11 protein-coding genes and 1 tRNA gene are annotated in these 11,647 nt (G+C 37.6%); 10 read left to right on the top strand and 2 right to left on the bottom strand.

Going from position 1 to position 11,647, the window contains the following annotated elements; translation table 11 throughout:
- Positions 1-158 precede the first annotated feature (158 nt).
- From ACNO7W_RS07755 to ACNO7W_RS07710, 10 genes are all read left to right on the top strand, one after another.
- A tRNA-Ser gene (locus tag ACNO7W_RS07755) sits at positions 159-246 on the top strand.
- A gap of 248 nt (positions 247-494) precedes the next feature.
- Positions 495-1,604 (top strand): phage integrase SAM-like domain-containing protein, encoded by a 1,110-nt coding sequence (locus ACNO7W_RS07750; protein ID WP_417937670.1) that lies wholly within the window; start codon positions 495-497, stop codon positions 1,602-1,604.
- Entirely contained in the window at positions 1,534-1,743 is a 210-nt protein-coding gene (locus ACNO7W_RS07745; RefSeq protein WP_417937693.1) for a tyrosine-type recombinase/integrase, read from the top strand. The genes ACNO7W_RS07750 and ACNO7W_RS07745 overlap by 71 nt, the downstream gene beginning before the upstream one ends.
- Before the next feature lie 90 nt (positions 1,744-1,833).
- On the top strand, positions 1,834-2,181 hold the full coding sequence (locus ACNO7W_RS07740; protein WP_417937669.1) for a helix-turn-helix domain-containing protein: 348 nt from the start codon (positions 1,834-1,836) through the stop codon (positions 2,179-2,181).
- Positions 2,181-3,467 carry a type II toxin-antitoxin system HipA family toxin gene (locus ACNO7W_RS07735; RefSeq protein WP_417937668.1) on the top strand — a complete coding sequence of 429 codons (1,287 nt, stop codon included), beginning with the start codon at positions 2,181-2,183 and terminating at the stop codon, positions 3,465-3,467. Before ACNO7W_RS07740 ends, ACNO7W_RS07735 begins: the two co-directional genes overlap by 1 nt.
- Before the next feature lie 104 nt (positions 3,468-3,571).
- Entirely contained in the window at positions 3,572-3,892 is a 321-nt protein-coding gene (locus ACNO7W_RS07730; RefSeq protein WP_417937667.1) for a winged helix-turn-helix transcriptional regulator, read from the top strand.
- Between the two features lie 510 nt (positions 3,893-4,402).
- Entirely contained in the window at positions 4,403-5,308 is a 906-nt protein-coding gene (locus tag ACNO7W_RS07725; protein WP_417937666.1) for a helix-turn-helix domain-containing protein, read from the top strand.
- Positions 5,309-5,409: 101 nt separating this feature from the next.
- Positions 5,410-5,877 carry a MauE/DoxX family redox-associated membrane protein gene (locus tag ACNO7W_RS07720; protein WP_417937665.1) on the top strand — a complete coding sequence of 156 codons (468 nt, stop codon included), beginning with the start codon at positions 5,410-5,412 and terminating at the stop codon, positions 5,875-5,877.
- 186 nt (positions 5,878-6,063) lie between these two features.
- Positions 6,064-7,146: a hypothetical protein gene (locus ACNO7W_RS07715; protein ID WP_417937664.1), complete on the top strand. Its 1,083-nt coding sequence runs from the start codon at positions 6,064-6,066 to the stop codon at positions 7,144-7,146.
- Between the two features lie 82 nt (positions 7,147-7,228).
- On the top strand, positions 7,229-7,504 hold the full coding sequence (locus tag ACNO7W_RS07710) for a hypothetical protein (RefSeq protein ID WP_417937663.1): 276 nt from the start codon (positions 7,229-7,231) through the stop codon (positions 7,502-7,504).
- 72 nt (positions 7,505-7,576) lie between these two features.
- Here ACNO7W_RS07710 and ACNO7W_RS07705 read toward each other — a convergent pair whose 3' ends face one another.
- Together ACNO7W_RS07705 and ACNO7W_RS07700 are read right to left on the bottom strand one after the other, a co-directional pair.
- Entirely contained in the window at positions 7,577-10,204 is a 2,628-nt protein-coding gene (locus ACNO7W_RS07705) for an alpha/beta hydrolase family protein (protein WP_417937662.1), read from the bottom strand.
- A complete protein-coding gene (locus ACNO7W_RS07700; protein WP_417937661.1) occupies positions 10,204-11,634 on the bottom strand; it encodes a RagB/SusD family nutrient uptake outer membrane protein in 1,431 nt (476 codons plus the stop codon). The genes ACNO7W_RS07705 and ACNO7W_RS07700 overlap by 1 nt, the downstream gene beginning before the upstream one ends.
- Positions 11,635-11,647: the final 13 nt, after the last annotated feature.

Raw genomic sequence — 11,647 nt, 5'->3', positions numbered from 1 at the left:
TCAATTTTTTGTAAAAATAAGTTTCGCATAAAGTATAGAAAATGAAACAATTAAAAATTAGTCACTAAAATACATGCTTTTTTTATAAAAATAGATTTGCATAACCAAAAAAGGTTCTTATATTTGCACTCGCAATCAGATAATGAAAGCGACATACTGGAGAAATGGCAGAGCGGTCGAATGCGGCAGTCTTGAAAACTGTTGACTGTAACAGGTCCGGGGGTTCGAATCCCTCTTTCTCCGCCAGTAGAAATACTAAAAAGGCTAAAACGCTGTAAATCATAAGATTTACGGCGTTTTTTGCTTGGTGGCTATACCAATAAAGTTCATTAAATGGTATTCTTTCAGTGACCTATTTAGTGCCCCATTCTGAAAATCTCAAATGGGTCACCAAAAATCGCTGGAGCACTTGTATAATAAGGCGTTCACGGTTTGAACATCTTGTTTGGAGTGTTTAAGATGAATAATTTTATCAAACTTAAAGTCACCACATTATGAACAAAACATTCACCCTGCTTTTCTTTATCAAGAAAAGTAAAATCAAAGCCAACGGTACCGCTCCCATTTATCTAAGAATTACCATTGATGGTATTAGGAAAGACATTGCTTCCAAAAGATACATTGAACCCGACAAATGGGATAACAAACTTCAAAAGGTTTCTGGGGCATCTGATGAAGTAAAATCGCTAAATAGGTATCTAAAAACGCTGGAACAGGAAGTTTACGATGCACATCATCATATGATGAAAGATAAAACGACAGCAACTTCAACCATTCTAAAAGCCAAACTTCAAGGAACGGAACAAAGAGCCAGAATGTTAATTCCCATTTTCCAGGATCACAACAACAAAGTAGAAACTTTAGTGGGCCAAGAATTTGCAGCAGGAACATTGGAGCGATACAAAACATCATTGAAACATACTATTGAATTTCTACAATGGAAATATTCCGTTTCGGATATCGACATCAAGGATATTGACCATTCTTTCATAACAGAATATGAATTCTTTCTGAGAAGTGTCCGCAAATGCGCTAACAATACAGCTGTAAAATACATCAAGAACTTCAAGAAAATAGTAAAGATTTGTATTTCAAATGGATGGTTAGACAAAGATCCATTTGCAAACTATAAATCAAAAATTCGCGAAGTCGAAAGAGATTATCTAACACAAGAAGAAGTTCAGGATATCTATTCTAAAGTATTTGTAACCGAAAGATTAAACCAGGTAAAAGATATTTTCGTTTTCAGTTGCTTTACTGGTCTGGCTTATATAGATGTCAAAAACTTAACGGTATCAAATATCAGCATGGGTATTGATGGTGGTAAATGGATATTCACCCATCGCCAGAAAACAGAAACCGCTTCAAGAATCCCCCTCCTCCCCATTCCGGAAGAATTAATTCTGAAATATGCCGATTACCCACAATGCATAAATGAAGATAAACTATTACCCGTTTTAAGCAACCAAAAAATGAATAGCTATCTAAAGGAAATAGCCGATGTTTGCGGCATTAAAAAAGATTTAACCTTCCATAATTGCCAGACACACTTTTGCGACGACTGTAACCCTTACAAATGGCGTACCTATAGAAAGCGTAAGTAAAATGTTGGGACATAAAAACATTAGAACCACACAACACTATGCTAAGATATTAGATAAAAAAGTGAGTGAGGATATGATGGTTTTAAAAGAAAAATTTAAAGAAGAATTAATTTCAAAATCATTAAAAACAAAGTGTTAGCCTTTATTTAAAGAGCCATGTGAAATCTAAATCCAATTATTTTGTATATTTGTTGGAAATAACCAGCATTAATATTTAAAAATAGACTTTATGATGGATATTTCCAACACTAATTGGATCGCCATGAGCGATGCTACTTTAATAGAAACTATCGCAGGATTTGTTAAGCATCACAGACTGTTACAAAACAAAACACAGCAACAGGTTGCTGAAGATGCTGGCATTAACCGTTCTACATTAAATCAGTTAGAAAAAGGGGAAAGAATAACGCTAAAAACACTGATTCAGGTATTACGTACACTTAATTTACTTTATGTAATGGACGTGTTCAAAATACAAGAGCAAATAAGTCCTCTGCAGTTGGCTAAATTAGAACAAAATAAGAGGCAAAGGGCCCGGAATAATGAAAATACGAATCAAAACGAAACGGACTGGTAATGATTACAACTGCTTATATAAATCTTTGGGGAGAGCGCGTAGGCGCTGTTGCATGGGATACAGCCACATTAATGGCCAGTTTTGAATATGACCCTGCATTCATTTCCAGGCAATGGGATTTGGCCCCGTTAAAAATGCCTTTGAATGCAGGGAGAAGAATTTTCTCTTTTCCTGAATTAAGTAGAAACACCACTTTTAAAGGAATGCCGGGACTTTTGGCCGATGTTTTACCGGACAAATACGGTAACGAATTAATAAATGCCTGGTTGTCACAAAATGGACGACCGGAAAATAGCCTAAACCCTGTAGAAATGTTGCTTTTTATCGGAACAAGGGGTATGGGAGCATTAGAATTTGAACCCGTTCAATTCAACTCTAATCAGGCTTTTACCATAGAAATAGATAATCTGGTTCGCATCACACAGGAGGTATTGAATTCCAGACAGCACTTTGAAGCCAACCTGCAACTCGATGAACAACAAGCTTTGATTGACATTTTGAAAATTGGAACTTCTGCAGGTGGAGCCCGTCCAAAAGCAATTATAGCTTACAATGAAAAAACGGGAAAAGTAAAATCAGGGCAGTCAAAAGCACCTAAAGGGTTTACGCATTGGTTAATAAAACTAGATGGCGTAAGTGATAGTCAATTCGGTGTATCCGCAGGATATGGTCGTGTTGAAATGGCCTACTATTTAATGGCACGCGATTGTAGTATAGAAATAAGCGAATGCAAATTGCTGGAAGAAAATGGCAGGGCTCACTTTATGACCAAAAGATTTGATCGTGAAGATGGGGAAACAAAGCATCACGTACAGACATTTTGCGCTATGCAGCATTTTGATTTCAATAATATAACGAGCTTTAGTTACGAACAATTATTTCAGACAATGCGATTACTGAGACTGCCCTATCCACAGGCAGAACAGTTATTCAGAAGAATGGTTTTCAATGTCATTGCACGAAATTGCGATGACCACACTAAAAATTTTGCATTCCGGCTAAGGCAAAATCAAGAATGGGAATTGGCACCGGCTTATGATATATGCCATGCCTACAGACCCGGTAGCGATTGGGTAAGCCAGCATAATTTAAGTATAAACGGCAAAAGGGACAATATACTAAAAGAAGACCTTTTAGAGATTGCCAGATCAATGAACATCAAAAAGGCAGAAGCGATCATAATGCAGATAAACGAAACTGTGAACCGGTGGCCTGAATTCGCAGAACAAGCTAAGGTAGAATTAAAGTTAAAAGAGGCTATTGGGCAAACCTTATTGAGATACTAACTAAAGTTTTCAATGCATCAAAGAAAGCAACCTGAATAGTAAAAAAACAACCCATCAGCCTATGCACAAAGGTATCGAAACAAATAGGTTCAGGTATTAGCAGAATGAGAGACTTGATACAGGAAGAAGGATTAACACCTCCAGAATTCAATATTGATGGAATGTTAACAGTAACATTCAGAAGACCTTTCGATTTTGACAAGTGGGTGGATAAGTGGGTAGAAAAACTATCAGAAAACAGAATAAAAATACTTCGAGAAATACATAAAAATGGTAAAATAGCTAAAAGAGAATTAGAAGAAAAAGTAGGCTTAAGTGCCACTGCCATTGACAATAACTTGGAAACATTAAAAGAGCTGGGACTTCTAGAACGAGAAGGGGGAGCCAGAGGCGGGCATTGGATAATCAAATACATTTTGCCATAAGTGGGTAGAAAAGGTGGGTAGAAAAACCACTCCCAAAATGACTAATGATATAATTTAGAAATAATTTTCGTCCCATATATAGTAAATATTTGGGACATTTTTTTGTAAACAGTGCCCAGTTCGTCAGACAGAAATCTCAACTATTTAAGATAACTAGTATTAAAAACCTTTTTTTAATACTAAAATTAATTTTACAAAATTTTGCAACACTCTCCCTTTTAATCATATGCATTTAACATAGTTCTAATTGTTGGCTTTGCATTTTTCTTCCTCCTGCTCCTCCAGCTATCATCAAGGTAATAAAGCATTCCGAAAGTTACCCTTTACCAAGAAATTAAAAAACGATTCACCACTCACTGCTCACCACTCACTATTCACTAAAAAACACCTATTCAATTCTCGAATTGAACACTACACTTTTAGCAAATAAAAATTACATTATATAGTTTTGTTCGTCTTTTCAAGCACTTGTCTTGATATTCCGCAATCAATTCCTCACTATATAATCTAATGGAAAATCAAAAAACACAACAGCGCATAAAGGCGATTTACCAAATGCTTTTTGAAATGGCAACGGGTAATCTCTCTTTTAGAATTTTGAAAACTGATCAAAACGATGAAGTCGGCAAACTGTCTGAAGTGCTTAATAATCTTGCCAGAGAAATGCATGATATAATACTCCAATCAGGTTATGTTAACCCACACTACAGTTATCAGAATTTAGTACAAACAACATTTATCTTAGACGATAAATTTATAATCAGCAGTTTTAATGCACACGTACCAGAAGCACTTTATTATAAATCCGAAGAATTATTGAAGGCAGACTTTGGAAAATTTATTGCGCCACAGTCATTCAATATTTGGAATCAAAAAAAAATGGAGGCTTCATTAGATGACAATTACCATAGCACCGTTCAGCTTATTTTTATTACGGCTAATAATAAATTGCTTCCTTCTTTTTGCACCATTTCACGATTGCGCTATAGTGACAAAATAGTAATAAGCTCAATTACTACCATATTACAAGAATTGCTGTCAGACGCGTCGCATTCAATAAAAATAGCCACAGAAAAGCAATCCGAAGCTGTCGTTATGCAAAATCTTTATGATTATATCTTAAATCACTTGGAAGAGCCACTCCCAACCCTTAAAGAATTATCTGTGCTGTTTGATACGAATGAATACAAATTGAAACTTGGGTTCCGAGAATTTTTCAAAACCAGTATTTATAACTTTTACCATGAAGAAAGATTAAAAAGAGCACATTTGATGATCCGGCAAACAAAGATTCCGCTCAAGGAAATTGCTATAATGAACGGTTTTAATACCTACCTCAACTTCTATAAAGCTTTCAAAAAAAGATTCAAATATGCACCGAGTGAAGTGGATCGAGGTCCGAATGAAGCTGTTTAATTTTTAAACACCTTCACAGCTGTTTTGGATAACGAAAGTTCTGATTTGCATAACATTAAAAATTTTAATTATAGAATTTTACAAAACCAAAAATCAGTACAATGAGCCAAATTAAAAACATAAGGAATACGTTGATGATTATAATTTGCTATTTAACGGCATTACTTTTCATTTATGCTGCTACAAGTAAACTACTTGATTATGAAAATTTCATCATTCAATTGGGTCAGTCACCATTACTTAGTGCATTTGCGCGCTGGGTTTCCGTAACAGTACCATTGGCTGAAATAGCTTTAGCTCTTGGACTGTTTATCCCAAGACTACGATTCGTTTCATTATTAGGTTCCTTTACACTAATGGTAATGTTTACGGCCTACATCTACATTATCCTTAATTACAGTGCTTTCGTTCCATGCTCATGCGGTGGTGTGCTTGAAAAAATGACATGGAACCAGCACCTTATTTTTAACCTCATATTTGTTGTGCTTATAGGAATAGCGATAATTTTTGTACCGATACGAAACACAACAACAATTACAACTAAACCACTATGGACTGAAAGTCCATAGATTTGGTTGGCAGACTTAAAGTCTGCACGGTTATAACACTTATTTATTAGCCACAAATTACGCAAATTAACACGAATTAATTTACGAAAATTCGTCCAATTCGTGACTAAAACATTTTTAGAAGCTAAAGCGAAATGCACTAAAGTACATAGTTTTAACTATTTTTGGGACCAATAAAAACCAATCATGAAAATTAAGAGCAAGATAGTATTGATGTTTTTTTGCACAATTGCTGGCACAGCTATAGTGGTATTACTTTTTAATAGGTCAGAAAATATCATCCATTATGCAAATACATTTATCAGAAGATTTCCGCAACATGTGGCACAGGAAAAATATAAGGCAGATTTGGGATACAACTCCTACTATTTTGCAGGGAGTAGCAATGGAAAAATTTATTTAGGAAACAGCACCGCTCCTTTACAAGTAATGGAGTTGGATACAGCTTTAACAAACCGAAAAACCTATAAGATAATTCCAAACAACAAAAAACTGCCCTTCCATACCCCTATGGTTAAAGTATTTGAGAATAATTTTTACATGTTTGAGGGAAATGTTCCTTATATATTTAAGGGAAATATTCATGACTGGAATGCAAAATTAGTTTTAAGTACCGGAAAATATTTTTCACATCTGGAGCCAATTGATCAGGACAATGTTGCGGTCCGCTTTATTGATCAGAAAACAGGAAAAAGTATCCTTGGTACAACAAGTCTCAACCATCGTTTAGAGAATCATTCCGAAGAACTTCTCCAATCACAAATTGATGGTATTTTTGATGTAGATGGATCATTGCATTTCGACAACAATAATAATCGCATTGTATATGTGTACCGTTACCGTAATCAGTACATAGTTGCTCATAGAAACCTCAAACTTGATTACAGAGGCAATACCATCGACACCATAAGCAAAGTACAAATTAAAGTAACTGAAGTGAAAAGCAGGAACATCAACACTTTTTCAAACCCTCCATTAATAGTCAACAAGATGAGTGCGGTAAGCGATAATTTACTTTACGTAAATTCCACTATATCTGGGCAATACGAAAGGGATCAACTATGGAAGGAAGCGAGTATTATTGATGTATATGATTTAAGGGACCAATCCTATAAATCAAGCTTTCCAATTTACAAGATAGGTAAATCTAGTATGAGCAGTTTTATAGTAGTGAATAGAAAACTGTATGCCATAATCGATGATAAAATGGTTTGCTACAAATTACTGAACCATTTGACAACTAGGGCAACACTAAAAAATGACAATTAATATTGAAAATATACTGCGCAGTATCAGGAGTACGATCGAAAACCTGTAACAGAGTAGATCATAAACATTAATACTTTTTATTATGAGAACAAATTTTAAAAAACTGATGATCCCTTTGGCAGTCGTTATTTTGGGATCGCTAGGAGCATTTGCAACAATGTCAATGGGTACAGTAAAAGCGGCACCGGGCGATCAGCGTGGTTACTTATTTGTGGATGCCCTGCATCCTTGTGTTCAGGACATTATGTGCAGTACCATCTTAAATGACATCTGCAAGACACCATCGTTGCAGACTTTAACGGGCAAAGTAAATCAAAATGATGCCTCTTGTCCACAAACACTTTACAAAAAAATATAATGACCTTCATTCTATTTTAAAAGTACGATGCGGTTAATCAATGATTAACCGCATCGCTTTTTAATGCAAATTCTATTCCGGAGTACTCCAGTCTGGTTTGGGACAATCTTTAAGATAATGATTAAACCAATCCATAATTTTTGAACTCAGGTCAGCCTGATGAACCATATCCACAATAACATGGCCTTCTTTGGGATACCTCAGCATAACATGATCCTTTTTCAGTCTTCTCATTGCCATATAGAAGGTCATGCTTTGTTCTGGATTGACTTGCTTGTCAGAATCGCCGGTCCATGACAAAATCGGGGTTGAAAAATGACGGGCAAATGTAATAGCCGAATTTCTCCTATAGCCTTCAGTATCTTCAAAAAGTGTCTTCCCCATGCGAAACTGCTGGTGTTCAAAACGCCATGCATCAGGTGTCTTGTAATTCCATCCCATTGAAAGATAAAAACTGCTCATATCGGAAACGCCGGCACCAGCTATAGCAGCCGCGAATAACTTGGTTTGCGAGGCAATGAAAAAAGTTTCATAACCACCAAAGGACTGTCCAATCAGGCCTATTCTACCAGGATCAATACAACCTTTTGAAACAACAGCATTGGTGGCAGCAATCACACAATCTGCCGCTGAAACACCCGGATTACCAATGGTATAATTGATATCGGGATGCAGTACAAAGTATCCTTGGCTTGTTAAATTTGAAGTATTGTACCCCGTTGTATTATACATGGAAGGAGCAATGTAGGTATGCAGAGTGGTGACTTGCTTTTCATAAATCCGCACCACCATTGGGTATTTTTTTTCAGGCTGATAGTCAAAAGGATAAAATAAAACCCCTTGCAAAGACTCACCTGCACTATTCCGATAAGAAATTAACTCAGAATGCCCCCATGGATAGTGCCGGTGCTGAGGATTGCTTTTAAAAACAACGGCATCTTTCCATTTATTCCCAGTGGCAACCACAATTTGTGGTGGCAAATCAAAATCTTCCTGCCTATAAATAGAGATATCCTTATTCTTGGCTTTTTTAAGTCTGCTTAGTTTGTTATCCGTAAAAGTCTTGATGCTTAACTTTCCACTTGGAGATAAAACGGCATAACCACTCTTGTCGTTGTCCTCGCTATGGGCATCCAATAGAATAGCACTGGCAGTATCAATCTCATTTCCTGTTTCTACAAGCCACGGCTCGTATATTGAACTAGCATTGTCAATGTCAGCAACACGAAAAATGATTCCCTCTTCCCTTCCCCTGCTAAGTCGTTTACTATCGGTACCATCTATTGAAAACGACCAGAGGTCAAATTGGTCATACAGTAGTACCCTATTGCCATCGGCAGTCCAGCCTGCAAATCCGTAAGGGCTTCTTGGTGCACTATAATCTGCTTCGTACGCAAATGCTACAGCAGATGGCATCGTAATATGGGTCTTGTCGGCAAAATTGTACACTTTCCATTCGTTTTCCCTAAAGTAGGCGACTGATTTTCCATTAGGCGAAAATACCAAAGCAGCATTTTCGAAAGGTACCTGACGTAAAAAAAGGGAGGCTTCTCCAGTAAGCAGATTGGTAACATAATAGTCTGCTTCAGGCCTTTCCTTGTCACTAGGTAAATACGGAAATACATCACTTGTGATAGCATACTGCTGATCTCCATTAAGCATATAAATATCCTGTTTTCCTTTACCTGCAATCAGTATCCTACCGCTGAGAGGTTCCCAAACACCCATTTTATTAACACCCTCTCTACCAGATTGCTTTAGATGTGGATACAGGTTTGAATCTGATGCATTCCATACCTCAACATCTGATGTACTTTCCATACTGCTGCTTTCCTCTTGATCCTTGAGCGTAAAAAAGACCCGCATCCCATCATCCGAAACAATAAGGGAAGAACTCCTATTACCATTAAAATCAAATCCTTTAAGAGAACTATTTTGTGTCATACTGAAACTGTAACTTTTCTGTTCGTGCACCTTATAGAAAAAAACTTCAGGCCCCGATGAACCAGTTTTTAGGATTGGCTGCCCTAAGAAAGCTACGGCATTGCTGTTCGGCTGCCAGACTGGATTGAAATAGGCATAGTTGCCTGACGCTATTGTCTTCTTTTGAACTTTATGATCCAAAAAGACCAGCAATGTTACTTTCTTATTTCCACCGTCATTATGGCAATATACCAATGAGTTGCGATCTGGACTAATCATAGAGGAACTGACACTTTTTATAGTTTCGATTACCGTAAGATCCGAATCTAATACCTTTAGGGTTGTTGTTCCGCCTTCTTCATTGGATGCAAGTAACAGAAAACCTCCGTTGCCCGCAATCTGATAATTTCCAACACCTTCAATCTTCTTTTCCTTTCCATTCATTAGGTTTGAAATTCCTATTCTTTTATCAGGAAGCATATAAACAAACGAGTTGTCGTTAAAAAATTGTCCATCATACCCTTTTGCAACAGCCAAAACCTTTTTGCCTTTCGTATTCCTTACAAACAACGTATCATTCCCTGAATCATAGACAAGTTGGTACTGCACCCAATTGCCATTATCAGAGATACCCTCCCGGATCATTTGGCTCCACTTACCATAGTCATCCTCTGTCAATAGCTTTACTTTCTTGACCTGCCCGAAAAGCGGGCAGGCAGAAAGAAAACAAATTAAACTAATAAAGATGAAATTTTTAATGTTAGTAATCGACACCATTAGTATCCTAAATTTTGAGGTTCCAAATTCGGGTTTAAACCTATTTCCGTTTCCGGAATTGGAAACAATGCGTCATTGCTATCCCACCCGGGCTTTACAGCCGAAAGTACCGGATTAATGACTCCAAATCGTTTCAGGTCAAAGAAGCGATGACCAAATTCGGTGAACAGTTCAATCCGTCTTTCCCGCAAGATAGCCTGCAGAATTTCCTCCTGCGAAATGGCATTGGTATCAACAAGTCTTGCAGTATTGCGGATGATATTCAAATCTTCCTTGGCTCCAATCAGGTCGCCTCCCCTTGCCCTGGCTTCTGCCCTGATTAGGTAAAGTTCACCGGTTCTGAAAATGATGGAAAATTCCATCGAGGTGGATGTATTTTCCTTTTGTTTGTATTTATAGGGATGGTACCAAGTCTGGCTTCCATTTATTACTTCTTTGGTCCATGCTGCTTTACGAAGGTCGCCCGGCTCAAAACCCGACATCAATCCCATGCTGATAGCCGAAAGCGGAGGTGTTCCGCCAGTAAAAATAAAACTGGCACCTTCATAGGTGTTACCCCCTGTATTTTCAGGACTTAGTTGCCATACAGTAGTGGTACTGCTATTCAGAAAGATTTTCGAAAGATCGCTTTCAAATGCATACAGTTGCGTATTATTCAGCACAGCAGATGCGGCGTTTGATGCTTCGTCCCACGATCCCTCATAAAGCGCTACACGGGCGAGCAGGGCTTGTGCAGTATATTTATTGGGACGTGTCCGGTCTGCAACAACATAGTTTTCGGGCAACAACAGGATGGCTGTCTCTAAATCAGCTTTTGCTTTAGCATAAACGGCAGCTACAGCAGTTCTTGCAACATTGCTGTTCGTCTTATAATCCGTCGTGCTTACATACGGCACGGCTCCAAAAACATTGGCAAGGTAAAAATGGATAAGGCTTCGCACAAAGAGCGCTTCTCCCTTTAGCTGGTTCTTGTATTCCTGCGGAAGTGTCTTTGACTGCTCTACTCCTGCTATAATGGCATTCGCGGAATAAATTTGATTATAGCTGCTGTCCCACAAGCTTTTTACATCAATATTTGCAGCGGTTAGAGAATTATTGTAATACGATAAAGTGCCAAGGTAGGATTCACCATAAAAATCAAGCTCATCACTATAGTTGCCCAATACAACCGAAAGGCCATCGGCAGAACCGGTCAATAATCCGGTTCCTCTTATTTTCGCATAAACTTCTGTCATCGCAGCGTCGGCAGTCGACTTTTCCTCAAAGACTCCATTGGCGATAAGCTGGTCACTTGGAAGGTCAACTTCAACAAAGGAGTCACAACCATTCAGCAACAAGCCAAACACAAGCACATAGAGTGATAAAAAAAGGGGCTTTCTACAGGCATGTATTGGAAGCCCTGAACAAATATTCTTACTATATTTTTTCATTTTCATAAGATTT

The sequence above is a fragment of the Flavobacterium sp. ZB4R12 genome, assembly GCF_048276375.1.
GTDB lineage: Bacteria > Bacteroidota > Bacteroidia > Flavobacteriales > Flavobacteriaceae > Flavobacterium > Flavobacterium gawalongense.
This window is presented reverse-complemented; position numbering and strand designations above follow the sequence as displayed.

Excerpts from the sequence above, each read along its gene's own strand:
- ACNO7W_RS07750 (WP_417937670.1), top strand. The coding sequence starts at position 495 with ATGAACAAAACATTCACCCTGCTTTTCTTTATCAAGAAAAGTAAAATC.
- ACNO7W_RS07740 (WP_417937669.1), top strand. The coding sequence starts at position 1,834 with ATGATGGATATTTCCAACACTAATTGGATCGCCATGAGCGATGCTACT.
- ACNO7W_RS07735 (WP_417937668.1), top strand. The coding sequence starts at position 2,181 with ATGATTACAACTGCTTATATAAATCTTTGGGGAGAGCGCGTAGGCGCT.
- ACNO7W_RS07730 (WP_417937667.1), top strand. The coding sequence starts at position 3,572 with ATGAGAGACTTGATACAGGAAGAAGGATTAACACCTCCAGAATTCAAT.
- ACNO7W_RS07725 (WP_417937666.1), top strand. The coding sequence starts at position 4,403 with ATGGAAAATCAAAAAACACAACAGCGCATAAAGGCGATTTACCAAATG.
- ACNO7W_RS07720 (WP_417937665.1), top strand. The coding sequence starts at position 5,410 with ATGAGCCAAATTAAAAACATAAGGAATACGTTGATGATTATAATTTGC.
- ACNO7W_RS07715 (WP_417937664.1), top strand. The coding sequence starts at position 6,064 with ATGAAAATTAAGAGCAAGATAGTATTGATGTTTTTTTGCACAATTGCT.
- ACNO7W_RS07710 (WP_417937663.1), top strand. The coding sequence starts at position 7,229 with ATGAGAACAAATTTTAAAAAACTGATGATCCCTTTGGCAGTCGTTATT.
- ACNO7W_RS07705 (WP_417937662.1), bottom strand. The coding sequence starts at position 10,204 with ATGGTGTCGATTACTAACATTAAAAATTTCATCTTTATTAGTTTAATT.
- ACNO7W_RS07700 (WP_417937661.1), bottom strand. The coding sequence starts at position 11,634 with ATGAAAAAATATAGTAAGAATATTTGTTCAGGGCTTCCAATACATGCC.